We start from the raw sequence: 24,795 nt of genomic DNA on the forward strand, positions 1-24,795 counted from the left end.
CTAGTTGACCGGCCCGGTCCACTTCTCGCCCGGACCCTTGCCGATGGGGTCGGGGATCGTCGATGCCTCGCGGAACGCGAGCTGCAGGGAGCGGAGCCCGTCGCGGAGCGAGCGCGCGTGCATGTCGCTGATCTCGGGGGCGCCGGCGGTGATGAGCCCGGCGAGGGCGTTGATGAGCTTGCGAGCCTCGTCGAGGTCGAGCTGTGCCGCCGCGTCGGGGTCGTCGGCGAGGCCGAGCTTGACGGCGCCGGCGCTCATGAGGTGCACGGCCGCCGTGGTGATCACCTCGACCGCGGGTACGTCGGCGATGTCTCGAGTGGCCGACGACGCAGCCTCCTCCTGACGTGCCCAGCGCTCTTCGCGCTCGCGTGCAGCCTCGTCCGGTGCCTGGTTCGTCACTTCGCCTTGCTTTCTGTTAGACTTTGGCGGGCTCCGGAGCGTCATGCTCCGGATCGAAAGAGGATTCACTTCCCACCCGCGCTTGCCGTTCAAGGCTACCGGGTCTTGCACTCCACCGGCTCCGTTCGCAAGACGGACCCGGCAGGCAGGGTGCGGAGCCGGCGTCTGAATGCCGGTGGGTGGGGACGATTCCGATTTCGCCCGTGATGCAGACAGCGTCGCGGTGGCCGAATCACATCGTCTAAGGAGTTCCGCATCAGCGATCCCCGTACCAATGAGCGCATCCGCGTCCCCGAGGTCCGCCTCGTCGGCCCCGCGGGTGAGCAGATCGGCGTCGTCCGCATCGAGGCAGCGCTGCGCCTCGCGCAGGAAGCCGATCTCGACCTCGTCGAGGTCGCCCCCAACTCGAAGCCGCCCGTCGTCAAGATCATGGACTACGGCAAGTTCAAGTACGAGGCCGCCCAGAAGGAAAAGGAAGCGCGCCGCAACCAGGCGAACACGATCCTCAAGGAAGTCCGCTTCCGTCTGAAGATCGAGGCTCATGACTACACGACCAAGCTGAAGCGCGCCGAGGGCTTCCTCAAGGCCGGCGACAAGGTCAAGGCCATGATCCTGTTCCGCGGTCGTGAGCAGTCGCGTCCCGAGCAGGGTGTGCGTCTGCTGCGCAAGTTCGCCGAAGACGTGGCCGAGCTCGGAACGGTCGAGTCGAACCCGACCATCGACGGTCGCAACATGGTCATGATCGTGGCTCCGCTGAAGAGCAAGTCCGAGGCCAAGCAGGAGCAGAACGCGGTTCGCGACGCACAGCGCGCGGCGAACAAGCAGGCATCCCGCGACGCCAAGAGCGATGCCGACGCACCGGCAGAAGCTGCCGCGGAGTAGATCCGCCCCAGAACTCCCGCACCGCGGGTTGACACCGTCGCCTGAGAAGGCGCCATACGAAGGAAGAGAAGATGCCGAAGCAGAAGACCCACTCGGGTGCTAAGAAGCGCTTCAAGATCACCGGCAGCGGCAAGCTGAAGAAGCAGCAGGCCGGGATGCGCCACAACCTCGAGCACAAGTCGAGCCGTCGCACCCGTCGTCTGAACCAGGACCAGGTGCTCTCGAAGGCTGACACCAAGGTCGCGAAGAAGCTTCTCGGCCGCTGACGCGCGCCCGAACGCACGAATAGGAACACAGGAAAATGGCAAGAGTCAAGCGGGCAGTAAACGCCCACAAGAAGCGCCGGGTCATCCTCGAGCGCGCAAAGGGTTACCGCGGTCAGCGTTCGCGCCTCTACCGCAAGGCCAAAGAGCAGGTCATCCACTCGCTGGTCTACTCGTACCGTGACCGTCGCAAGCGCAAGGGTGACTTCCGTCGCCTCTGGATCCAGCGCATCAACGCTGCGGCTCGCCAGAACGGCATCACGTACAACCGCTTCATCCAGGGCCTCGGCCTCGCGGGTGTCACCGTCGACCGTCGCATGCTCGCCGACCTCGCGGTCAACGACGCTGCCACGTTCACGACGCTGGTCGAGACGGCGAAGAAGGCTCTGCCCTCCGACGTCAACGCACCGAAGTCGGCTGCGTAAGCATCTCGCTTCCTACGGGCGTCTTCCTTCGGGGAGGCGCCCGTTTCGCGTATCCGGCACCCGCGGTGACCCTAGACTGTGAACGTGCTGGAGAACCCCCGTTCGCCCCGAGTCCGTGCTGTCGCGAAGCTGACCAAGCGCAGCGCGCGAACCGAGACGGGCCTGTTCCTTCTGGAAGGTCCGCAGTCGGTGCGTGAAGCGCTCACGTATCGCCCGGAGGCGATCGTCGAGCTGTTCGCGACGCCAAGCGGGTGGGAGAAGCACCCGGACATCCGTGCCAAGGCCGCCGACGCCGACATCGACGTCGAGTACGTCACCGAGTACGTATTGAACGCGATGGCCGACACGGTCACTCCGCAGGGATTGGTCGCCGTCGTCCAGCAGACACCGACCTCGGTGCGCGACATCTTCGATGCCTCGCCTCGTCTCGTGGCGATCTGCGAAGAGGTGCGCGACCCCGGGAACCTGGGCACGATCATCCGCGCGGCCGATGCGGCGGGCGCGGATGCCGTCGTGCTGACCGGTCGTACCGTCGACCCCTACAACCCGAAGGTCGTGCGTGCCACGACCGGCTCGCTGTTCCACCTCCCGGTTTCGGTCGGGGGAGACCTCGCCGACGTCGTGAAGCGCGCGCATGCCGCAGGCCTGCGCATCCTGGCGGCCGATGTGAAGGGCGACGACTTGCTGGAGGCTCGGGCGGAGGGCGTGCTCGCCGAGCCGACCGGATGGCTCTTCGGCAACGAGGCGCGTGGTTTGGAAGACGATGCTCTCGCCCTGGCCGACCAGGTGCTGCGGCTGCCGATCTTCGGCAAGGCCGAATCCCTCAATCTGGCGACCGCTGCGAGCGTCTGCCTGTACGAGAGCGCCTTCGCACAGCGGGCGACCTCTGTCGGCTGACGTCCGGCCGACGAAGGAAGCGGGTCACAGGGTCGATGAGGATTCTGATCGTCGAAGACGACGACCGTGTCGCTGGGGCGCTCGAAGCGTTCCTCGCACGGTCGGGCTACGCGACCGTGCGCGCCTCCGATGGGGCGTCGGCGCTGGCTCTCCTCGGCGCTGACACCGAGGTCGTGCTCCTCGATCTGGGACTCCCCGACATGGACGGCGTCGACCTGTGCCGCCGCATCCGCGGACGCTCCGAGGTTCCGATCATGATCGTGACCGCGCGCAACCAGGTCGCCGAGCGCATCAAGGGACTGCGTGCCGGCGCCGATGACTTCGTGGTGAAGCCCTATGACGTGCACGAGCTTCTGGCCAGGATCGAGGCCGTGACCCGGCGTTCGCGGCCGATGCGCCCGGATTCCGACGCGCGGGTGCTGCTCCTCGGGGGCTCGCTGGAGATCGACCTCGTCGGGCGGCAGGTCCTGGTCGACGGTGCGCCGATCGAGCTCACCCGCAAGGAGTTCGACATCATCGCGGTGCTCGCGCGCTATCCGGGTGTGGCGGTTCCGAAGGAGCGTCTCATCCGTGAGGTGTGGAACACGGACTGGCGGGGGTTCGGGCATTCCCTCGAGGTGCACGTCGGTGCGATCAGGAAGAAGACTCGATCCCGCGGTGTGATCGAGACCGTCCGCGGCGTCGGCTACCGTCTCGTGGGGTCCTGAGCCGTGCGTCGACGTCTGGTGATCGTCTTCCTCGTCCCGCTCGTGGCGATCCTGGTCGCTCTGGGCGGTGCGGCCGGATGGAGTGCGGCCCGGAGCGTGCAGCAGTCGTTCTACACGCAGCAGCTCGGCGACCTCGGCTACTTCATCACCAGCGCGCGTCAAGCGCTTCGATCGGGCAGCGCGGCCGTGATCGATGCCGAGGTCGTCCGTTTCGAGGAGGTGTACGGCATCGAGGTGACGGTCTTCGATCTCGGCGGTGCCCCCTGGGCGGCGGGGGAGCATGGCTCGACCGTGCTCGCGGAGGAGGACGCGGAACGGGTGCGGCTGGCGCTGTCCGGGCGACGCGCCGAGCAGCCGGCGGCCGTTTTCCCCTGGACGGTGGCGGATGCCGCGCTGGCGGAGCCGGTCTTCGACGACGGCGACGTGATAGGGGCCGTGCTGGTCGCCGGAGATGTCGACGCCCCCCGGGCCGCGATCGTGCAGCAGCTTCTGATCATCTCCGCCATCGCGCTGGTGCTGATCGCGCTGGGCGTGCTGCTCGTCTTCCGGCTCGCCCGATGGGTGCTGTCCCCGGTGAGGCGGCTGGACGAGGCGATGGTGGCCATCGAGCGGGGCGAGATGGACGCGCGTGTCCCCGAGGATGCCGGGCCACCAGAGCTCCGCCGCATGGCGCAGGTGTTCAACGGCATGGCCGACGAGATCGAGCGCGTCATGACGCGGCAGCAGGAGTTCGCGCTCAATGCCTCCCACGAGTTGCGCAACCCGCTCAACGCGCTGCTCCTGCGCGTGGAGCATCTCGCGACCGGGCTCGGGCGGGAGTGGCGCGACGACGTGGAGGAGACGAGGGAGGAGGGGCGTCGGATGACGCGGATCCTCGAGACACTGCTCGGCCTCGCACGCGGCGGGCGCGTGGACACCACGATCTCCGCCGTCGACCTTGCGACTCTGTCCGCCCGCCGTCTCGAGGCCTGGCGCGACGTCGCCGGGCAGCGGGGGATCGCCCTGCGTTCGGCGGGGGACCCGTCGGTGATGAGCGTGACCGACCGGACGGTCGTGGAGAGCGCGCTGGACGCCGTGATCGACAACGCCGTGAAGTTCTCGCCGGACGGCGCGTGGATCGGCATCGGAGCGCATCGCGAGGGAGACGTCTGTCGGATCACGGTCCGCGATCATGGTCCGGGGCTCTCCGCCGAGCAGGCGGCGGCGGCGACGGACAGGTTCTGGCGGAGCGCCGAGAGCGCGGACACGCCGGGCTCCGGACTCGGACTCGCGATCGCGAGCGACCTGCTGGCGACGGTCGGCGGCGAGGTGGCTGTGGCAGCGGCCGACGGCGGTGGACTCGAGGTCGTGCTGCTGCTCCCCGACAGGACGACCCCATGATGGCCGTTGGGCGGCGGGCGGTCGCCGGAATCCTCTCGGTCCTGCTGCTCGGGGCGCTCACCGCATGCAGCCAGCGCGCGAGCGAGTGGACCGACGCCGAGTACGCGATCGCGGCGGGCGGCCCCACGGGGGTCTACTACGACTACGGGAGCCATCTCGCCGAGGCGCTCTCTGCAGACCTGGACATCAGGATCGTCGGGCAGGAGACGGCCGGGTCCGTGGACAACCTGCTGCGCGTGGACTCCGGTGAGGCGCTGCTGGGCTTCGCGCAGGGCGATGCGGCAGCCGATGCCGTGGCGGGAACCGGTGCCTTCGACGCGCCCCTCCAGGTGCGGGCTCTGGCGCGTCTCTACGACGAGTACGTGCAGGTCGTCGTGCGCGGAGACTCCGACATATCGAGTCTCCCGGAGCTGGAGGGGCGCACCGTGTCGCTCGGTGCGGAGAACTCCGGGGTGAACGTGATCGCCTCACGCGTCCTGGACACCGCCGGCGTCGGCATCGGGTCGGTCCGCGATCCCCAGCTCGACCTCGGGGAGTCGATCGCCGCGATGGAGCGCGGCGAGATCGACGGGTTCTTCTGGGTGGGTGGGCTGCCGACACCGGGAATCGCGGCGCTCTCGCAGACCACGTCCGTGCGCCTGCTCCCGATCGAGCAGGATTGGGTGAACGAGGTGAACGACCGCTACTCGGATGCCTATCGACCCGCCGATGTCCCCGCCGGCACCTACGGCATCGCGGCCTCGGCGCCGACCATGGCCGTGCCGAACTACCTCGTCACGAGTTCCTCGACCCCGGACGGCGTCGCGCGCGACATCCTGACCGGACTGTTCGATGCCCGCTTGCGGATCGCGGGGGAGGTCCCGACCGCCGCGCTGCTGGATCGTCGATCGGCGATCTTCACCGGCCCGGTTCCGTTGCATCCGGGCGCGGTCGAGTACTACCGGGACCTGCGCGGCTGACTGCTCAAGAAATCCTCAAGAAGTCTGACACCGGGCCCTCGGCTCTGCCAGTGTGAGGTCGATCGCGCGCGATCGGATCCTGCAGCTCCGCTGTCGCTGGGGGGCGAGGCCGCAGGACGATCCCGCGGCCCGTGGGGGCGGGCCGTGGGGTACCCGTGCAAAGCAGCATTGGTACCGCGATCAGGTGATTACGAACGTGTAAATCTCACCGAGGCGCCTGGAGACCCGCGTCCGACGTGGCTAGTTTGGAGAAATGATGACCTCTGATACACCCCTCGTCGTGGTCGAGAACGTCCAGAAGCACTACGGAGATTTCCAAGCTCTCGCCGACATCGACCTCACGGTCAACTCGGGAGAGGTCGTCGTCGTGATCGGCCCGTCCGGGTCCGGCAAGTCGACCCTGTGTCGCACGATCAACCGACTCGAGACGATCACCAGCGGCACGATCCGCATCGACGGCAAGGAGCTCCCCGCCGAGGGCAAGGGCCTCGCACACCTCCGTGCGGACGTCGGCATGGTGTTCCAGTCGTTCAACCTGTTCGCCCACCTGACGATCCTCGAGAACGTGACCCTGGGACCGATGAAGGTCCGGGGCCTCAAGAAGGCGGATGCCGAGAAAGAGGCGATGATCCTGCTCGAGCGCGTCGGCGTCGCACAGCAGGCATCCAAGCTTCCCGCGCAGCTCTCCGGCGGCCAGCAGCAGCGTGTGGCGATCGCTCGGGCGCTCGCGATGCAGCCCAAGGTGATGCTCTTCGACGAGCCGACCAGCGCGCTCGACCCCGAGATGATCAACGAGGTCCTCGATGTGATGGTCGAGCTGGCTCACGAGGGAATGACCATGATCGTCGTCACGCACGAGATGGGCTTCGCTCGGAAGGCGGCCGACCGTGTCGTCTTCATGGCCGACGGGCGGATCGTGGAGGAGGCGACTCCGGAGGAGTTCTTCACGCACCCGAAGAGCGACCGTGCCAAGGACTTCCTCTCGAAGCTCCTCACGCACTGACGCCCGACCACACAGACCCTGCACACACAGCACACGAAGGAGACGCACATGCGACGCACACGGACACTGGCAGGCATCGGAATCGCAGCGGTGGCACTGCTCGCGCTCACGGCCTGCAACAGCGGCACGCCGTCGAGCTCGGGAGCCCCGGAAGACGGCGGCGAGGAGGAGACCTCCGGCACGCCGTGGACGGTCCTCGAGGATGTCAGCATCGACGGGAGCCCGACGTTCGATCGGATCTCGTCCTCCGGCACGATCAAGGTCGGCGTGAAGGAAGACCAGCCCGGTCTCGGCTACCTCGACCCGGTGACCGGCGACCGCACCGGTTTCGACGTCGACATCGCCCGCTGGATGGCGGCATCGCTCGGCGTCGACCCGGAGACGATCGAGTTCACGGCGATCGCCTCGGCGAACCGCGAGCAGGCGATCGTGAACGGCGACATCGACTACTACGTCGGCACCTACTCGATCACCGACAAGCGCAAGGAGCAGATCTCCTTCGCCGGTCCGTACTTCCTGACCGGACAGGGCCTCCTGGTCGGAGCCGACAGCGATATCGCGAGCGTCGACGACCTGAGCGACTCGACCACGGTGTGCTCGGCGACCGGCTCGACGCCGATCCAGAACATCAAGGAGAACTACCCCGACGTCCCGACCAAGGAGTACGACACGTACTCGAAGTGCGTCGAGGACCTCAAGAACGGGCAGGTCGACGCCGTCACCACCGACGAGGCGATCCTCATCGGTTACGCGGCGCAGGACCCGGAGAAGCTGAAGGTCGTCGGCGAGCCGTTCAGCGAGGAGCGCTACGGCATCGGACTCGCCAAGGGCGATGACGCGCTGGCCGAGTACTTCAACACCCAGCTGACCGACGGTGGCGACATCTGGCAGCAGATCTTCGACAACAACCTCGGTGCCTCCGGCGTCAAGGCGACGCAGCCTGAGGTCGACCCGATCGGTTGATCGCATGGGGGTGGCCGACACCATCGGCCGCCCCCATCCGTCAGCAGGGCCATCGCGAGAACACGAATCGACAGGAGCAGCCGTGGGAGTCATCAGCGACCACCTCGATCTCTGGGGTGAAGCACTGTGGGGAACGATCGTGCTGTTCCTGGGCGGCGGCCTCATCGCCCTGGTGCTGGGACTGATCGTGGGAGCGGCACGGGTGTCCCCGGTGCCGATCGCCCGCGCAGTCGGGGGCATTTACGTGAACTGGATCCGTAACACCCCGCTCACCCTCGTGATGTTCTTCTTCGCGTTCTGCCTGCCGATCCTTCTCGGCGAGCGGGTCAACTCCCTGCTGCTCGCAGTCATCGCACTCGGGCTCTACACCGCGACCTACGTCGCCGAGGCTCTGCGCGCCGGCATCAACACGGTGCCGGTCGGGCAGGCCGAGGCAGCGCGAGCGATCGGTCTCAACTTCGGTCAGGTCATGCGCTACGTCGTCCTGCCGCAGGCCACGCGCTCGGTGGTCCCGCCGATGATGAGCGTCCTCATCGCCCTCATGAAGAACACCACGGTGGCGGCCGGCTTCTCGGTCGTCAACCTCGGCACCATCCGCGCGGCACTCAGCGAGCGCGGCGAGAACGCGCTCGTCGTTCTGCTGTGGGTCATGGTCATCTTCGTGGTCCTGGTGCTGCTGCTCGCCTGGGTGCAGCGAACGCTAGAGAACAAGTGGAGGATCGCGCGATGAGTTCCGTCCTGTTCGACGTCCCCGGCCCCCGTGCCATCGCCCGCAACCGCCTCATCGGAGTCGCGACGGTGCTCGTCGTCCTCGCCGTGCTCGGCTGGGTCGTGTGGCGGCTGTTCGCCACCGGGCAGTTCACCGCCGAGAAGTGGAACATCTTCACGTTCTCCGCCGTCTGGGTCCGTTTCGGTGAAGGACTGCTGGCCACGCTGGCGGCCTTCGGTGCCGCCGGAGTCGGCTCGATCATCCTCGGCTTCGTCCTCGGCATCGGTCGCCTCTCGGAGCATGCCTGGGTGCGTGAGCCGGTCCGCTGGATCATCGAGGTGCTGCGGGCCGTGCCCGTCCTCGTGCTGATGATGCTGCTGTACTACGGCCTGCCCGTGCTCGGCGTGAAGATGCCGCCCTACTGGGCGGTCGTGATCGCGCTCATCGTCTACAACGGGTCGGTGCTCGCCGAGGTGCTGCGGGCCGGCATCGAGTCGCTGCCCCGCGGACAGTCCGAGGCGGGATACGCGATCGGACTGCGCAAGACCGGGGTGATGTACTTCATCCTGATCCCGCAGGCCGTGCGGGCCATGATGCCCGTGATCATCGCGCAGCTCGTCGTCGCGCTGAAGGACACGGCGCTCGGGTTCATCATCACGTACCAGGAACTCCTCTACGTGATCAACCAGATCGGCAACCAGGCGCCCTACGGCTCCCCGTTGATCCCCGCCGCGATCATCGGCGGATCGATGTACGTCGCCGTGTGTCTCCTGCTCTCCTACGTCGCCTACCGCCTGCAGCGTCGCGCCAAGCGCTCGCCGAAGGCCGGACCCGCAGTGCCCGATCCCCGTCAGCACGGCGGCGAGACGAACACCTCGCTCATCGTGCTGCAGGGGGACGGGGCCGAGCCGACGCGCTGATCAGCGAAAGGGACCCACGCGCCCCCGGTAGACTCGATTCTCGTGTCAGAGTCTCCTGAAATCACCCCGGAAGCGGTCGAAGCCGCTGTCGCCGACGCCCTCTCGGCGATCGCCGCAGCCGCCGACACCGCCGAGCTGAAGGCGGCTCGCGCCGCACACGTCGCGGAGGGTTCGCCGCTCGCGGTCTTGAACGCCTCGATGCGCCAGGTCGCCCCCGAGAACAAGGCCGCGTTCGGCAAGCTCGTGGGGCAGGGGCGCGGGCAGGTGACGCAGGCGCTCGCCGCCAAGGAGGCCGAGCTGGCCGCAGCCGAGGTCGCTGCGCGTCTCGAGTCCGAGCGCGTCGACATCACGGCGGTGCCCTCGCGCACGCGGGTCGGCGCCCGGCACCCGCTCACGCTGCTCCAGGACCAGGTCTGCGACATCTTCGTCGGCATGGGCTGGGAGATCGCGGAGGGACCGGAGCTCGAGCACGAGTGGTTCAACTTCGACGCCCTGAACTTCGACGTCGACCACCCTGCCCGCCAGGAGCAGGACACGTTCTACGTCGACCCGACCTCGCGCCACCTCGTCATGCGAACGCACACGAGCCCGGTGCAGGTGCGCTCGATGCTCGACCGCGACGTGCCGATCTACGTGCTGTGCCCGGGGCGCGTGTACCGCACCGACGAGTTCGACGCCACGCACCTGCCGGTGTTCACCCAGTTCGAGGGCCTCGTGATCGACAAGGGCATCACGATGGCGCACCTCAAGGGCACGCTCGACCACTTCGCGAAGCAGCTGTTCGGCCCCGAGGCCGAGACGCGCTTCCGCACCAACTACTTCCCCTTCACCGAGCCCTCCGCCGAGCTCGACCTGTGGCACCCGACCTTCAAGGGCGGCGCGCGCTGGATCGAGTGGGGCGGTTGTGGCATGGTCAACCCGAACGTGCTGCGCGCGGCCGGGATCGACCCCGAGGTGTACAGCGGCTTCGCGTTCGGCATGGGCATCGAGCGGGGACTGATGTTCCGCAGCGATGTGCAGGACATGCGCGACATGGCCGAGGGTGATGTCCGTTTCAGCGAGCAGTTCGGGATGGTGGTGTGATGCGCGTCCCGCTTTCGTGGTTGCGTGAGTACGTCGATCTGGCAGCGGATGCCACGCCCGAGGATGTCCTCGCGGCACTGGTGACCGTCGGCTTCGAAGAGGAGGACGTGCATCGGTTCGAGATCTCCGGTCCCGTCGTCGTCGGGCAGGTCGTCTCGATCGAGGCCGAGCCGCAGTCCAACGGCAAGACCATCAACTGGTGCCAGGTCGACGTGGGCGAGGCGAACGGCGGCATCCGCGGGATCGTCTGCGGTGCGCACAACTTCGTCGCCGGCGACAAGGTCGTAGTCACCCTCCCCGGCGCCGTGCTGCCGGGGCCGTTCCCGATCGCCGCCCGCAAGACCTACGGTCACGTCTCCGACGGCATGATCGCCTCGGCGCGCGAACTGGGCCTGGGCGACGAGCACAACGGCATCGTCGTGCTCTCCGACCTCGGCATCGACGCGCCCGTCGGCGCCGACGCGATCGCGCTGCTGGGCCTCGACGACGTCGCGGTCGAGATCAACGTCACCCCCGACCGCGGCTACGCGTTCTCCCTGCGCGGCGTCGCCCGCGAGTACGCGCACGCCACAGGGGCGGCCTTCCGCGACCCGGCGGAGCGCGACTTCGCCGAGCTTCAGCCCGGCACCGGACACACGACCGTGGTCGATGACGTCGCCCCCGTGCGTGGCCGCGTCGGCGCGAGCGAGTTCGTGACCCGCGTCGTGCGCGGCGTCGACCCCTCACGTCCGACTCCGCCGTGGATGATCGCGCGGCTCAGCCTCGCGGGCATGCGCTCGCTGGGCATCCTGATCGACATCACCAACTACGTGATGCTCGAACTGGGGCAGCCGCTGCACGGCTACGACCTCGACAAGCTCGCGGGCGGCATCACGGTCCGCCGCGCCACCCCCGGCGAGAAGATGACCACCCTCGACGGCGTCGAGCGCGCGCTGCACGTCGAAGACCTGCTCATCACCGACGGGTCCGGCCCGATCGGCCTCGCCGGCGTCATGGGCGGCGGAACGACCGAGATGAGCGAAACCACGCGCAACGTGCTCATCGAGGCGGCGAACTTCGACCCGATCACGATCGCCCGCACCGCGCGTCGACACAAGCTGCCGAGTGAGGCCTCCAAGCGCTTCGAGCGCGGTGTGGACCCGCTCATCCCGTTCGTCGCCGCGCGCCGTGCAGCCGACCTGATGGTCGAGCTCGCCGGGGGCACGCTGACCGAAGAGGGCGGTGCACTGTTCGCCGAGGTCTTCGTCGAAGCGATCGAGCTGCCGGCCGGCTTCGTGCAGGGGCTCATCGGCGTCGACTACACCGACGACGAGATCACCGGCGCGCTGACCACCATCGGTGCCGACGTCACCGCTTCCGAAGGCGGATCCGGATGGACCGTGATCCCGCCGACCTGGCGCCCCGACCTCACCGACAAGTGGACGCTCGCCGAGGAGGTCGCCCGCATCCACGGACTCGACCGCATCCCCTCGGTGCTGCCGACGCCGCCGTCCGGCCGCGGGCTCACAGCGCACCAGCAGGGACGCCGCCGCGTGGCCGACGCGCTGGCCGCCGCCGGCCTGGTCGAGACACCGTCGTTCCCGTTCACGACCGAGGTGCAGAACGACCTCCACGGCTCCGCCTCGGGAGAGCACCTGCCGAGCATCCGCCTGGCGAACCCGCTCGACGGGCAGGCGCCGTTCCTGCGCCGCTCGCTCATCCCTGGCCTGCTGCAGACCGCGCACCGCAACATCTCGCGCGGACTCACCGACCTGGCGATCTTCGAGACGGGTGCCGTGTTCCTCCCGGAGCCGGGTGTCGAGTACGGCACCGACGAGGTGCCGCCGCTGGGTGAGCGCCCGTCCGATGCGACGCTCGCGGCACTGAACGCCTCGATCCCGCCGCAGCACCGGTTCGTCTCGGCGCTGCTGACGGGCCACGTTGCGCCGCGTCAGCCCGGACGCCCCGCCGAGGCCGCTGGCCTGACCGAGGCGCTGGACGCGGTCCGTGTGATCGCGGCAGCAGCCGGAGTCGAGATCGACGTGGTCCAGGCTGAGCGTGCAGCTCTCCACCCGGGACGCACCGGGTCGCTGCGCGTCGCCGGCGAAGAGGTCGGCTATGTCGGCGAGCTGCACCCCACGGTGGCTGAGGGGGCGGATCTGCCCGGGCGCGCGACGGTGTTCGAAATCGACCTCGACCGCATCCTGACGCTCGCGGGCGGTCGGGTCGTCGCGGCATCGCTGTCGACGTTCCCCGCGGCGACGCAGGACGTCTCGCTCACGCTCCCCGCGGACGTACCGGCCGCCGACGTGCAGGCCGCACTCGCCGAGGGCGCGGGGGCGCTGCTCGAATCGGTGCGACTGGTGGACGACTACCGCGGCGAAGGTGTGCCGGAAGGCTCGAAGAGCTTGACCTTCGCATTGCGCTTCCGCGCCGACGACCGCACGCTCACGGCAGCCGAGGCCACCGAGGCCAAGCTCGCCGGTGTGGAGGTCGCGGCCCAGCGCTTCGGAGCCGCACTGCGCGACTGAGTCGTCTCCGCGGAGGCCCTGATCTGCTCTGAGCGGAAGGGCTTCCGCGGGTGCCGCGTTCCTGGTGACATGGGTCCATGACGGACGTGTTGATCCTCGGTGGAACGGGCTGGCTCTCCGGGCGCATCGCCCGCCGATGGCTGGATGCGGGGGCCACGGTGACATGTCTCGCTCGCGGGGCGAGGCCTGCGTCCGACGGTGCCGAGCTCGTACGTGGAGACCGCGACGATCCCGCGGCGTACACCGCGCTCACCCGGCGGGACTGGGATCACGTGGTGGATATCTCGTCGCAGGCGTCGCAGGTCGAGGCGGCCGTCGCTGCCCTCGGCGAGCGTGTCGCGCGGTGGACCTACGTGTCTTCCCTGTCGGTCTACTCCGACGACGAGACGGTCGGTGCGGACGAGTCGGCACCGCGGCATCCGTCCGCCCGCCCCGGTGACGAGTACGAGTACGGGGCGCAGAAGGCTGCGGCCGAGGACGCCGTGGGCACCCTGGGCGATCGTGCGCTCATCGTGCGACCGGGACTCATCGTCGGCGAAGGCGACCCCAGCGATCGATTCGGTTACTGGGCAGCGGCGTTCGCGCGGGCGGGTGGGGAACCGGTCCTGTCGCCGCCGCTCGAGGGGAAGAGCGCCCAGGTGATCGACGTGGACGATCTCGCCGAATCCATCGTCGCGGCGACCGTGAGCGGGCCGGTCAACGCCATCGGCGACGCGCAGCCCTTCGACGAGGTATTGCGCGAGATCCGGACCGCCGCGGGTCATACCGGCGAGATCGTGGTCGCCGAGGAGGACTGGCTCGTCGCACACGGGGTCCAGCACTGGGCGGGGCCCAGATCCCTGCCGCTGTGGCTGCCCCCGGGGATGACGGGCTTCATGACCCGGTCTAACAGCGCGTACCGCGATGGAGGTGGTCGGCTGCGGCCGCTGACCGACACCGTCCGTACCGTCGTCGCCGATGAGCGGGCGCGCGGGGTCGACCGCGACCGTCGTGCCGGACTCGCCCGCGCGGAGGAATTGACGCTCCTGGCCGATCGTTAGACGTTCCTGGCCGATCGCTAGACTCTGAGCAGTGACACGGGGTGCCGCATCCGCGGCTGAGAACAGACCCGTCGAACCTGATCTAGTTCGTACTAGCGAAGGGATGTCGCGATGAGCGATCTTCTGCGTCCTGATTCCATCACCGATCTGCCCGGCGCCGCCGCCGCCCTGTGGGGGGTGCTGCGCGAGACGCCCCCACTGACGCACTGCATCACCAACACGGTCGTCGCCGGGTTCACCGCCAACGTGCTGCTCGCCCTGGGGGCTGCCCCGGCCATGGTCGACATCGTCGGAGAGGCCGAGATGTTCGCCGGTGTCGCGTCCGGTGTGCTGATCAACCTGGGAACGCCCACTCCTGAGCAGCGCGCGGCGAGTCTCGAGGCTGTCGCCGGGGCTGCGACCGCCGGAACACCGTGGGTGCTCGATCCGGTCGCGATCGGGGCCCTGCCGATCCGCACCGCGCTCGCGCATCAGCTGGCGGGGCAGCGTCCGACGGCGATCCGCGGTAACGCCTCGGAGATCCTCGCGCTCGCCGGGCTCAGCGCCGGCGGTCGGGGAGTGGATGCCACGGACAGCACGGATGCCGCAGCCGACGCGGCTGCTGCTCTCGCGCGACGGACCGGTGGCGTGATCGCGGTGTCCGGTCCGGTCGACCTCGTCACCGACGGGGAGCGGGTGTTGCGCCTCGCGAACGGGCACGAGCTGCTGACCAGGGTCACCGGCGGGGGCTGCGCTCTCGGGGCCGTGATGGCCGCATTCCTGGGTACCGCGCGCAATACCGGACACGATGCCCTCACGGCCGTCGCCGCCGCGAGCCTCGTGTACACGATCGCGGCCGAGCGCGCCGCCACGATCTCGACCGGCCCCGGCAGCTTCGCCGTGGCGCTGTTGGACGCCCTCGCCTCCGTGGGCCCCGCCGACGTGATCGCGGACGCCCGTGTGCAGGCGGGTGCGCTGTGAACGCCGACCTCTCCCTCTACCTGGTCACCGATCCCACGCTCTGCGGCGACCGCGGCGTCGTCGATACCGTCCGCCGTGCCGTCGACGGGGGCGTGCGCATCGTGCAGCTCCGCGACAAGACCGCGTCCGATGCCGAGACGGCCGAGCAGCTGCTTGCACTGTCGCAGGCGATCGACGGTCGTGCGCTGCTCGTGGTGAACGACCGACTGGATGCCGCGATCGCCGCCCGCGCCCGCGGTGCACGCGTCGACGGCGTGCACCTGGGTCAGGGGGACGCGTCGGTGCTGCAGGCGCGCGAGGCTCTCGGGCCGGATGCGCTGATCGGCCTCACCGCGAACAGTGCGGCGCACCTCGACGCGGTTCTCGCGTTGCCCGCCGGAACCGTCGACTATCTCGGCGTCGGGGTGATCCGTCCGACCTCGACCAAGCGGGATCACCCCGACCCCCTCGGCGTGGAAGGGTTCCGTGACTTCGTGAGGCGCAGCCCGCTCCCGTGCGTGGCGATCGGCGGCGTCGGCATCGACGACACCGAGGCGCTTCGCGATGCCGGTTCCGCCGGGCTCGCCGTGGCCTCGGCGCTGTGTGCGGCCGAGGATCCCGCCGCGACCGCCCGGGAGTTCCGGCGACGCTGGCTCGCGGGGTCGGTGCCACGGGTGCTCAGCATCGCGGGGAGTGATCCTTCGGGAGGGGCGGGTATCCAGGCCGACCTCAAGTCCATCGCCGCGAACGGCGGCTACGGCATGGCCGTCCTCACCGCGCTGACGGCGCAGAACACGCAGGGTGTCCGGGCGGTGCATGTGCCGCCGGCGGACTTCCTCCGTGCCCAGCTCGACGCGGTGTCGGACGACGTCGTGATCGATGCGGTGAAGATCGGGATGCTGGCCGAGACGGAGGTGATCCGCGCGGTGGGCGAGTGGCTCGATCGGGTGCGTCCGCCCGTCGTCGTGCTCGACCCGGTCATGGTCGCGACGTCGGGGGACAGGCTCCTCTCTCCGGATGCCGAGGCGGAGCTGCGGAGTCTGCTCGGTCGCGCGACGCTGGTCACCCCGAATCTCGCCGAGCTCGCGGTGCTGACCGGTCGTGACATCGTCGATTGGGCCGACGGCATCACCGCCGCCGAGGAGCTGTCGGCCGAGATCGGTGCCGCCGTGCTCGTCAAGGGCGGTCATCTCACCGGCGACGAAGCTCCGGATGCGCTGGTCGACACGCGTCGCGGCCTTCGCCAGGAGTTCACCGGCCCGCGCATCGTGACGTCGAGCACGCACGGCACGGGCTGCTCGCTCTCTTCGGCCCTGGCCACGCTGCTGGCACAGGGGAGTGATCCCGAGGAGGCGGTACGCGCGGCACGCGCCTGGCTCCGCGAGTCCCTCCGCGCGGGGGACGGGCTGCGCGTGGGGCGCGGACACGGCCCGATCAGCCACTTCGCCGGCCTCTGGGAGCGTGGTGGCACGGCGACGCGACCGGGGTCGACCGACATCGCCGCGGACTGGTGGCAGGAGATCGCCGGTATCCGCGCGGGGATCGACGAGCTGCCGTTCATCCGCGCGCTCGCCGACGGCTCTCTCGAGCGCGCGCCGTTCCTGTCGTACCTCGCCCAGGACGCGCTGTATCTGCGCGACTATGCCCGCGTGCTGGCCGAAGCCGCCCGCCTCGCGCCGACCTCGGCCGAGCAGGCGTTCTGGGCGGACTCCGCCCACGGTTCGATCGTCGGCGAGCTCGAACTGCACGCGTCCTGGCTGACCCCGTCGCAGGGTGTGAGCGCGGCGACGTTCGCGGCGGAGCCCTCCGCGGTAACGACGGCATACCTCGACCACCTGCGGTCCGTCGCCTTCGCCGGTGACTACGCCGAGATCGTCGCCGCGGTACTCCCGTGCTTCTGGCTCTACACGGATCTCGGTCGGCGTCTGCACGCGGGAGAGTTCGGTGAATACGCGACCGATCCGCAACATCCCTACGCGTCCTGGCTCGCGACATATGCCGACCCCGCGTTCGAGGAGGCGACCCGGACGGCGATCGAGCACGCGACCGCCGCCGCTGCGGCGGCGGACGCCGATACCAGGGCGCGGATGCGGCGGGCATTCGTGTCATCGAGTGAGCACGAGCTCGCCTTCTTCGCCGCTCCGCTGGAGTCGCCGCCGGCCACATGACGGTCCGGATTTGCGGTGGCTGCCGGGGCCGCGCTACTGTCGCGACATGCCTTCGGCCGCCACCGCTTCTTCGACGCTCGCTCCGAGCGTCATCGCTGTGCGCCGACGCCGCGGCCGCCGACTGTAGGCGACCCCGCCCTCCTGCCTGCGCCCGCGCGGCGGTCGAGAGCCGGTGTCGCCGCCTCCGGCCCCGCCCCCGGTCCTCCTTTCGAGGAAGGACCCGACCGTTAAGGTAGAAGCATGACGTATTCCGTCGCCGTCTCCGGCGCATCCGGCTACGCAGGCGGCGAGATCCTACGCCTCCTGGCCGACCATCCCGACATGGAGATCCGCACCGTCACGGCGCATTCGAACGCCGGACAGCCTCTCGTCGACCACCAGCCGCATCTGCGTTCACTCGCGCACCTCACCCTGGAGGACACGACGCCGGAGATCCTCGCAGGTCACGACATCGTGTTCCTCGCGCTTCCGCACGGGCAGTCGGGGCAGTACACCGACGCCCTGGGCGACGCGCCGCTCGTGATCGACGCGGGTGCCGATCACCGACTCACGTCGGCGTCGGCCTGGGATGCGTTCTACGGCGGCACCTTCCACGAACCGTGGACATACGGTGTCCCCGAGCTCCTCGTCGATGGAGTGAAGCAACGCGAGCACCTCCGCGGGGCGACGCGCATCGCTGCCCCGGGCTGCAACGCCTCCACGGTGAGTCTCAGCCTCGCCCCGGGTGTCGCGGCCGGAGTCATCGACCCCGCCGACATCGTCTCGGTGCTGGCCGTCGGCCCGTCCGGAGCCGGCAAGAGCCTGAAGACCAACCTCCTCGGCAGCGAGATCCTCGGTACCGCGAATCCCTATGCGGTCGGCGGAACCCACCGGCACATCCCCGAGATCCGTCAGGCGCTCGCCGCGGCGTCCGGGGCGGATGCCGCGGGCATCCGCATCTCGTTCACCCCGGTGCTCGTCCCCATGTCGCGGGGCATCCTCGCCACCTCGACGGCGCCGATCGTCGACGGCGCGACCGATGCGCAGATCCGCGATGCCTGGCAGAGCGCCTACGGCGACGAGACGTTCGTGCAGTTGCTGCCGGAGGGGCGCTTCCCCCGAACGGCCGACGTGCTCGGAGCCAACACCGCGCTCATCGGTCTCGCGATCGATCGCGCCGCCAACCGGGTCACGGTGGTCACAGCCGTCGACAACCTCGTCAAGGGCACCGCCGGCGCTGCCATCCAGTCCATGAACATCGCGCTGGGTCTTCCCGAGAACCGCGCCCTCTCAGTGAACGGAGTCGCGCCGTGAGCGTCACCGCCCCCGCAGGATTCGAGGCGGCCGGTGTCGCCGCAGGACTGAAGTCCACCGGCAAGCCCGATGTCGCCGTCGTCGTCAACCGGGGGCCGCGCAAGGTCGGTGCCGCCGTCTTCACGAGCAACCGCGCCAAGGCGAACCCGATCATCTGGTCGCAGCAGGCGGTCGCCGACCGCATCGTCGAGGCCGTGGTGCTCAACTCCGGCGGGGCGAACTGCTTCACCGGGGCCTTCGGGTTCCAGACCACGCACCAGACCGCCGAGAAAGCCGCCGAGCTCCTCGGAGTGAGCGCCGGTGACGTGCTGATCTGCTCCACCGGACTCATCGGCACCGGCGACGAGACCTTCCGGCAGCGGGTGCTCTCCGGCACGGAGCAGGCGATCGCCGCGCTCAGTGCCGACGGGGGCGACGCCGCCGCGCAGGCGATCATGACCACCGACACCGTGGCGAAGACCGCCGTGATCAGCCGTGACGGATGGACGATCGGCGGCATGGCGAAGGGCGCGGGCATGCTCGCACCGGGTCTCGCCACGATGCTCGTGGTGATCACGACCGACGCGGTCCTCGAGCCGCTGCAGGCCGACGACGTGCTGCGCCGCGCGACGGGGCAGACGTTCGACCGGCTCGACTCCGACGGGTGCATGTCGACGAACGACCAGGTCACGCTGCTCGCCAACGGCGCATCCGGAGTCGTCCCCGACCTCGACGACTTCGCCGCCGCACTGACCGAGCTGTCGCAGGAGCTTGCGGTGAAGCTGCAGGGCGATGCCGAAGGCGCCAGCCACGACATCACCATCGAGGTGCAGCACGCGGCGTCCGAGCAGGATGCGGTCGAGGTCGGCCGATCCGTCGCGCGCAACAACCTCTTCAAGGCCGCGATCTTCGGGAACGACCCGAACTGGGGCCGCGTGCTCGCCGCGATCGGCACCACGAACGCGCAGTTCGACCCCTACGACGTGGACGTCTGGATGAACGGCGTCCGCGTCTGCACCGAGGGCGGCCCGGATCGCCCCCGGGAAGAGGTCGATCTGACGCCGCGCGCCACGCACCTCGTGATCGATCTCAAGGTGGGGGACTCGACGGCCACCGTGCTCACGAACGACCTCACCCACGATTACGTGCACGAGAACAGCGCATACGCCTCATGACCGACATCCAGGACACTCCCGCCGAGGTCGCCGCGCAGAAGGCCACCACTCTCATCGAGTCGCTGCCGTGGCTGAAGGAGTTCCGCGACCAGATCGTCGTCATCAAGTACGGCGGAAACGCGATGGTGTCGGAGGAGCTGCAGGATGCCTTCGCCCAGGACATCGCCTACCTCCGTTACGTCGGCGTGCTGCCGGTCGTCGTGCACGGCGGTGGTCCGCAGATCTCGAACATGCTGCAGCGACTCGAGATCCCCAGCGAGTTCAAGGGGGGCTACCGCGTCACCAACACCGAGGCGATCAGCGTCGTGCGCATGGTGCTCACGGGTCAGGTCAACCCGCAGCTCGTGTCGAAGATCAACTCGCACGGTCCGATCGCGACGGGTCTCAGCGGTGAGGATGCGGGACTCTTCGGCGGACGCCGTCGCGGCGTCGTGATCGACGGGGAAGAGGTCGACCTCGGCCGCGTCGGCGACGTCGTGGAGGTCGATCCGACCCCCGTGCTCGATCACCTCGCCGCCGGACGCATCCCGGTCGTGTCGAGCATCGCGCCCGACCTCGATCACCCCGGTCAGTCGCTCAACGTCAACGCCGATGCTGCGGCCGCCGCTCTCGCGGTGTCGTTGCACGCGCGCAAGCTCGTGATCCTCACGGATGTACCGGGTCTCTATGCCGACTGGCCGAACCGCGACTCGCTCGTCTCGCACCTCACGTCGGAAGCCCTCATCGAGATGCTGCCGAAGCTCGAATCGGGGATGATCCCGAAGATGCGGGCCTGCCTCGACGCGGTCGAGGGTGGCGTCGATGCGGCAGCGATCATCGACGGCCGAGTGCCGCATTCGGTGCTCGTCGAACTTTTCACCAGCAAGGGAATCGGGACCGAAGTGGTCTTGGGAAAGAATGAGGTGACGGCATGACCGTCTGGCAGGACGACGCGGCACGCGATCTCGTGCTCAACGCAGGGGACCGGCTCGCGATGCTGGTCCGCGGCGAGGGCTCGTATCTGTGGGATGCCGACGGCCGACGCCACCTCGACTTCCTCGCGGGTATCGCGGTGACCTCCCTCGGGCATGCGCACCCGGCCTTCGTGGAGGCGGTCTCGACGCAGGCAGCCACGCTCGCCCATGTGTCGAACTACTTCGCCACTCCGCCCCAGCTCGCACTCGCCGCACGGCTCAAGCGTCTCGCGGGTGCCGGTATCGACGGGCGGGTGTTCTTCTCGAACTCGGGCGCCGAGGCCAACGAGGCCGCCTTCAAGCTCGCCCGCCTGCACGGTGGCGCCGAGCGCACGCGCATCCTCGCGCTCGAGAACGGCTTCCACGGACGCACGATGGGGTCGCTCGCGCTCACCGCGAAGGCGTCGATGCGCGCGCCGTTCGAGCCGATGCCCGCCGGTGTGGAGCACATCCCCGCCACGATCGAGGCCCTCGAGGCGGCGATGGACGACCGCGTCGCCGCCATCATCGTCGAGCCCATCCAGGGTGAGGCCGGCGTCGTCGAGCTGCCGGAGGGCTACCTCGCCGCCGCGCGCTCGCTGACCCTCGCTCACGGCGCGCTGCTGATCGTGGATGAGATCCAGACGGGTGCGGGCCGCACGGGAGAGTGGTTCGGGTTCAGCCACGAGGGCATCACGCCCGACGCGATCACGCTCGCCAAGGGCATCGGCGGCGGCTTCCCGATCGGCGCTCTGGTCACCTACGGTGCCGCGAGCGCCCTCTTCACCCCGGGCTCGCACGGCTCGACCTTCGGCGGAAACCCGCTCGCGACCGCTGTCGCCGACGCCGTGCTCGCCGAGATCGAGAGCGCCGGCCTGGTGGAGAACGCGGCCCGTCGTGGGGCGGAGCTGCGGGAGATCCTCCTCGGCCTCGACTCCCCGCTTATCGCGGGCGTGCGTGGACGTGGTCTGCTCGTCGGTGTCGCGCTCACCGCTCCGGTCGCCGGCGCGGTGGTCGCGGCTGCGCAGGAGCGCGGCCTCATCGTCAACGCCGCCAACCCCGAGACCGTGCGCATCGCGCCCGCCCTCACCATCGGCGACGCCGAACTCGCCGAGTTCCGCGAGCTGTTCACGGCTTCCCTCGCCGACGTCCAGGCCTCTGTTGCCGGAAAGGTATCCGCATGACCCGCCACCTGCTGCGCGACGACGACCTGACCCCCGCCGAGCAGGCCGAGATCCTCGATCTCGCCATCGAGCTGAAGAAGGACCGCTGGGCCGACAAGAGTCTCGCGGGCCCGCAGACCGTCGCAGTGATCTTCGACAAGTCCTCCACGCGCACCCGCGTCTCGTTCGCGGTGGGCATCGCCGACCTCGGCGGCTCCCCCCTCATCATCTCGACCGCGAGCAGCCAGCTCGGCGGCAAGGAGACCCCGTCCGACACTGCGCGGGTGCTCGAGCGCCAGGTCGCGGCCATCGTGTGGCGCACCTACGCGCAGTCCGGACTCGAGGAGATGGCGGCAGGAACGCGCGTCCCCGTGATCAACGCGCTGTCGGACGACTTCCACCCGTGCCAGCTGCTCGCCGACCTGCTGACGATCCGTGAGCACAAGGGCGAACTGAAGGGGCTCACGCTCACCTTCCTCGGTGATGGCCAGAGCAACATGGCGCACTCCTACGCGCTCGCGGGTGTCACGGCCGGCATGCACGTGCGCATCGCCTCGCCCGAGGACTACGCCCCTCGTGCCGACGTCATCGAGGACGCCGATCGCCGTGCCGCCGAGACCGGCGGTTCGATCGCGCTCTACACCGATCCGGTCGAGGCCGCAGCCGGTGCCGACGTCGTCGTCACCGACACCTGGGTCTCGATGGGCAAGGAGGAGGAGAAGCTCGCGCGCATCCGCGATCTCGGCGGCTACAAGGTCACCCCCGAGACGATGACGCTCGCCGACCCCGAGGCGATCTTCATCCACTGCCTCCCCGCCGATCGCGGCTACGAGGTCGACTCCAGCGTGATCGACGGGCCGCAGAGTGTGGTCTGGGACGAGGCCGAGAACCGGCTGCATGCGCAGAAGGCCCTCCTGGTCTGGCTGCTCGGCAAGAAGGACGCGTGATGGCCGACTCCTCGCACGAAGGCACCAACGAGGGCGCGCTCTGGGGTGCCCGCTTCGCCACCGGGCCGTCGCCGGAGCTGGTGGAGCTCAGCCGCTCCACGCACTTCGACTGGATCCTCGCGCCGTACGACATCGCCGGCTCCCACGCGCATGCCACGGCGCTCGAGGCGGCCGGATATCTCGAGCCCGATGAGGCGCGGCGGATGCACGAGGGGCTGGATGCCGTAGCCCGCAAGGTCGCCGACGGCGTCCTGCGCCCGGTGCCGACCGACGAGGACGTGCACGGCGCGCTCGAGCAGGCGCTGATCGCCGAGCTCGGGCCGGAGCTGGGCGGGCGCCTCCGCGCCGGTCGCAGCCGCAACGACCAGATCGCGACGCTGGTGCGCATGTATCTGATCGACCATGCGCGGGTGATCGCCCGTGACATCCTGCGGGTCATCGACGCGCTGGTCGCCCAGGCCGAGGCCCACCCCGATGCCATCCTCCCCGGGCGCACGCACCTGCAGCATGCGCAGCCCGTGCTCCTCGCCCACCACCTGCAGGCGCACGGCTGGCCGCTCGTGCGCGAACTCGAACGCCTGGTGGACTGGCGTCGTCGTGCCGGTGTCTCGCCCTACGGCGGGGGAGCGCTGGCCGGTTCCACGCTCGGTCTCGACCCCGCGCTCGTGGCGACCGAGCTCGGACTCGACCGCCCGGCCGAGAATTCCCTCGACGGCACCGCCGCCCGCGATGTGGTGGCGGAGTTCGCCTTCATCACGGCCATGACGGGTGTCGACATCTCGCGCCTGTCCGAGGAGATCATCCTCTGGAATACCCGCGAGTTCGGTTTCGTCACGCTCGACGACGGGTACTCGACGGGGTCGAGCATCATGCCGCAGAAGAAGAACCCCGACATCGCCGAGCTCGCGCGAGGCAAGTCGGGCCGTCTCATCGGCAACCTCTCCGGGCTGATGGCCACGCTCAAGGGGCTCCCGCTGGCGTACAACCGCGATCTGCAGGAGGACAAGGAGCCGGTCTTCGACTCGGTGCAGACCCTGGAGGTGGTGCTCCCCGCGTTCGCCGGCATGATCGCGACGCTGCGTTTCGACACCGAGCGGATGGCGGCGCTGGCGCCCCAGGGCTTCTCGCTCGCGACGGATGTAGCGGAGTGGCTGGTGAAGCGGCGGGTGCCGTTCCGCGACGCCCACGAGATCTCCGGCGCGCTCGTGCGTGCGTGTGAAGAAGAGGGGATCGGGCTGGAAGACGCTTCCGATGAACTGCTGTTGTCGGTGTCCCCGCATCTCGTCCCCGAGGTCCGCGAGGTCCTCACGATCGAGGGTTCGGTCGCGTCTCGGACCGGTGTCGGCGGCACCGCACCGGTCCGCGTCGCGGAGCAGCGCGCCGAGCTCGTCGCCCGCGCCCAGGCCGCCGCCCACGCGCTCGGCCTGTAGCCGGACTCGCGGTCGGCGGCCGTGTCGAGCTCAGTGCAGTTCGGCGTCGGCCGCGGACCGCGCCCACCGGGTGAACCGTACGGTGAGACCCGCACGTGTCGGGGCGGCGAGGAAGGGCCCGGCGGATGCCGCTGCCTGGCCGTCGAACGGAGCGACCCGCACGAGCCGCCACGGCTCCTCGGCGGTGCGCGCCCGCACGATCACGGAGTCCGCCCAGCGGCTCACGCGCACTGTGATCTCGCTCTCGAGCCACTCGTCGACGAAGCCGACGGACCAGTCCGACCCTCCGTCGGTGACCACGGCGCCGAGCCCGAGGTGGTCGTCGGCGTACTCGACGCCGGTCTTCACCCAGTGCTCGTCGTCGATCCGCACGAAGATGCCCGCCTGGTCGAACTGGCCGTCCCACGGCGCCCGGAACGACACCTCCATCGCCTCGCCCACGGCGAGCGGTGCGAGCAGGGCGTGTTCGGTGTCGTGCACGAACCCGTAGGCGGTGTGCCGCCAGGCGTCGCTGCCTTCGATGGCAGTGACGTCGAAGTGCTCGGCGTCTTCCACGGCGGCGGGGTCGTGGGTCCAGGTTCCCTCGGACCAGGCAATGATGCTTGAATCAGGCATATTTCCATTCCATA

Annotated in this window: 24 protein-coding genes and 1 riboswitch; of the genes, 22 read left to right on the top strand and 2 right to left on the bottom strand. The window is 69.4% G+C overall.

All coding sequences use genetic code 11. The features are described 5' to 3' along the window. On the bottom strand, nucleotides 1–399 hold the full coding sequence (locus ACIOTO_RS19465) for a DUF1844 domain-containing protein (protein ID WP_029262488.1): 399 nt from the start codon (nucleotides 397–399) through the stop codon (nucleotides 1–3). 231 nt (nucleotides 400–630) lie between these two features. Here ACIOTO_RS19465 and infC point away from each other — a divergent pair, with 231 nt between their 5' ends. The 22 genes from infC (at nucleotide 631) to argH (ending at nucleotide 24,166) form a co-directional block, all read left to right on the top strand. After that, complete coding sequence (infC, locus tag ACIOTO_RS19470) at nucleotides 631–1,281, top strand: translation initiation factor IF-3 (protein ID WP_081860006.1); 651 nt, start codon at nucleotides 631–633, stop codon at nucleotides 1,279–1,281. A gap of 71 nt (nucleotides 1,282–1,352) precedes the next feature. Beyond that, a complete protein-coding gene (gene rpmI, locus ACIOTO_RS19475; RefSeq protein WP_017828564.1) occupies nucleotides 1,353–1,547 on the top strand; it encodes a 50S ribosomal protein L35 in 195 nt (64 codons plus the stop codon). 35 nt (nucleotides 1,548–1,582) lie between these two features. Further along, complete coding sequence (gene rplT / locus ACIOTO_RS19480; RefSeq protein ID WP_029262486.1) at nucleotides 1,583–1,969, top strand: 50S ribosomal protein L20; 387 nt, start codon at nucleotides 1,583–1,585, stop codon at nucleotides 1,967–1,969. An 84-nt stretch (nucleotides 1,970–2,053) separates the two neighbouring features. Beyond that, on the top strand, nucleotides 2,054–2,866 hold the full coding sequence (locus ACIOTO_RS19485; protein ID WP_091030501.1) for an RNA methyltransferase: 813 nt from the start codon (nucleotides 2,054–2,056) through the stop codon (nucleotides 2,864–2,866). A 35-nt stretch (nucleotides 2,867–2,901) separates the two neighbouring features. Next, nucleotides 2,902–3,573 carry a response regulator transcription factor gene (locus ACIOTO_RS19490; protein ID WP_105710843.1) on the top strand — a complete coding sequence of 224 codons (672 nt, stop codon included), beginning with the start codon at nucleotides 2,902–2,904 and terminating at the stop codon, nucleotides 3,571–3,573. A gap of 3 nt (nucleotides 3,574–3,576) precedes the next feature. Beyond that, complete coding sequence (locus tag ACIOTO_RS19495; protein ID WP_029262483.1) at nucleotides 3,577–4,953, top strand: HAMP domain-containing sensor histidine kinase; 1,377 nt, start codon at nucleotides 3,577–3,579, stop codon at nucleotides 4,951–4,953. Then, nucleotides 4,950–5,912: a TAXI family TRAP transporter solute-binding subunit gene (locus ACIOTO_RS19500; protein WP_400859124.1), complete on the top strand. Its 963-nt coding sequence runs from the start codon at nucleotides 4,950–4,952 to the stop codon at nucleotides 5,910–5,912. Before ACIOTO_RS19495 ends, ACIOTO_RS19500 begins: the two co-directional genes overlap by 4 nt. A 253-nt stretch (nucleotides 5,913–6,165) precedes the next feature. After that, on the top strand, nucleotides 6,166–6,915 hold the full coding sequence (locus ACIOTO_RS19505) for an amino acid ABC transporter ATP-binding protein (RefSeq protein WP_372466466.1): 750 nt from the start codon (nucleotides 6,166–6,168) through the stop codon (nucleotides 6,913–6,915). Between the two features lie 48 nt (nucleotides 6,916–6,963). Next, a complete protein-coding gene (locus tag ACIOTO_RS19510; protein WP_029262480.1) occupies nucleotides 6,964–7,878 on the top strand; it encodes a glutamate ABC transporter substrate-binding protein in 915 nt (304 codons plus the stop codon). A gap of 82 nt (nucleotides 7,879–7,960) precedes the next feature. Beyond that, nucleotides 7,961–8,608, top strand: coding sequence for an amino acid ABC transporter permease (locus ACIOTO_RS19515; protein ID WP_029262479.1), 648 nt, complete (start codon nucleotides 7,961–7,963; stop codon nucleotides 8,606–8,608). Beyond that, the gene (locus ACIOTO_RS19520; protein ID WP_029262478.1) at nucleotides 8,605–9,507 is read left to right on the top strand and encodes an amino acid ABC transporter permease; all 903 of its coding nucleotides are present in this window, start codon (nucleotides 8,605–8,607) and stop codon (nucleotides 9,505–9,507) included. Before ACIOTO_RS19515 ends, ACIOTO_RS19520 begins: the two co-directional genes overlap by 4 nt. 42 nt (nucleotides 9,508–9,549) lie before the next feature. Beyond that, nucleotides 9,550–10,590 (top strand): phenylalanine--tRNA ligase subunit alpha, encoded by a 1,041-nt coding sequence (gene pheS, locus ACIOTO_RS19525; protein ID WP_105710841.1) that lies wholly within the window; start codon nucleotides 9,550–9,552, stop codon nucleotides 10,588–10,590. After that, entirely contained in the window at nucleotides 10,590–13,100 is a 2,511-nt protein-coding gene (pheT, locus tag ACIOTO_RS19530; RefSeq protein ID WP_105710840.1) for a phenylalanine--tRNA ligase subunit beta, read from the top strand. The genes pheS and pheT overlap by 1 nt, the downstream gene beginning before the upstream one ends. Nucleotides 13,101–13,177: 77 nt before the next feature. Beyond that, nucleotides 13,178–14,140, top strand: a complete 963-nt coding sequence (locus tag ACIOTO_RS19535) for an NAD-dependent epimerase/dehydratase family protein (protein WP_400859127.1) — start codon at nucleotides 13,178–13,180, stop codon at nucleotides 14,138–14,140. Nucleotides 14,141–14,167: 27 nt separating this feature from the next. After that, nucleotides 14,168–14,261: riboswitch (TPP riboswitch) on the top strand. Then, complete coding sequence (gene thiM / locus ACIOTO_RS19540; RefSeq protein ID WP_400859129.1) at nucleotides 14,252–15,100, top strand: hydroxyethylthiazole kinase; 849 nt, start codon at nucleotides 14,252–14,254, stop codon at nucleotides 15,098–15,100. Its footprint overlaps the riboswitch before it by 10 nt. Next, nucleotides 15,097–17,247, top strand: a complete 2,151-nt coding sequence (locus ACIOTO_RS19545) for a bifunctional hydroxymethylpyrimidine kinase/phosphomethylpyrimidine kinase (RefSeq protein ID WP_400859131.1) — start codon at nucleotides 15,097–15,099, stop codon at nucleotides 17,245–17,247. The genes thiM and ACIOTO_RS19545 overlap by 4 nt, the downstream gene beginning before the upstream one ends. 240 nt (nucleotides 17,248–17,487) lie before the next feature. Next, complete coding sequence (gene argC / locus ACIOTO_RS19550; RefSeq protein ID WP_400859133.1) at nucleotides 17,488–18,540, top strand: N-acetyl-gamma-glutamyl-phosphate reductase; 1,053 nt, start codon at nucleotides 17,488–17,490, stop codon at nucleotides 18,538–18,540. Next, nucleotides 18,537–19,694, top strand: a complete 1,158-nt coding sequence (gene argJ / locus ACIOTO_RS19555; RefSeq protein ID WP_400859134.1) for a bifunctional glutamate N-acetyltransferase/amino-acid acetyltransferase ArgJ — start codon at nucleotides 18,537–18,539, stop codon at nucleotides 19,692–19,694. The genes argC and argJ overlap by 4 nt, the downstream gene beginning before the upstream one ends. Further along, on the top strand, nucleotides 19,691–20,608 hold the full coding sequence (gene argB, locus ACIOTO_RS19560; protein ID WP_400859136.1) for an acetylglutamate kinase: 918 nt from the start codon (nucleotides 19,691–19,693) through the stop codon (nucleotides 20,606–20,608). The genes argJ and argB overlap by 4 nt, the downstream gene beginning before the upstream one ends. Continuing rightward, nucleotides 20,605–21,810 carry an acetylornithine transaminase gene (locus ACIOTO_RS19565; protein ID WP_400859138.1) on the top strand — a complete coding sequence of 402 codons (1,206 nt, stop codon included), beginning with the start codon at nucleotides 20,605–20,607 and terminating at the stop codon, nucleotides 21,808–21,810. Before argB ends, ACIOTO_RS19565 begins: the two co-directional genes overlap by 4 nt. Beyond that, the gene (gene argF, locus ACIOTO_RS19570; RefSeq protein WP_400859140.1) at nucleotides 21,807–22,736 is read left to right on the top strand and encodes an ornithine carbamoyltransferase; all 930 of its coding nucleotides are present in this window, start codon (nucleotides 21,807–21,809) and stop codon (nucleotides 22,734–22,736) included. Before ACIOTO_RS19565 ends, argF begins: the two co-directional genes overlap by 4 nt. Further along, the gene (gene argH / locus ACIOTO_RS19575; protein ID WP_372466479.1) at nucleotides 22,736–24,166 is read left to right on the top strand and encodes an argininosuccinate lyase; all 1,431 of its coding nucleotides are present in this window, start codon (nucleotides 22,736–22,738) and stop codon (nucleotides 24,164–24,166) included. Before argF ends, argH begins: the two co-directional genes overlap by 1 nt. Nucleotides 24,167–24,196: 30 nt before the next feature. On the opposite strand, the gene ACIOTO_RS19580 is transcribed toward argH, so the two are convergent. Beyond that, a complete protein-coding gene (locus ACIOTO_RS19580) occupies nucleotides 24,197–24,781 on the bottom strand; it encodes a DUF1349 domain-containing protein (RefSeq protein WP_400859142.1) in 585 nt (194 codons plus the stop codon). Between the last annotated feature and the right edge of the window lie 14 nt (nucleotides 24,782–24,795).

It is taken from the genome of Microbacterium sp. NPDC087592 (assembly GCF_044743585.1).
GTDB lineage: Bacteria > Actinomycetota > Actinomycetes > Actinomycetales > Microbacteriaceae > Microbacterium.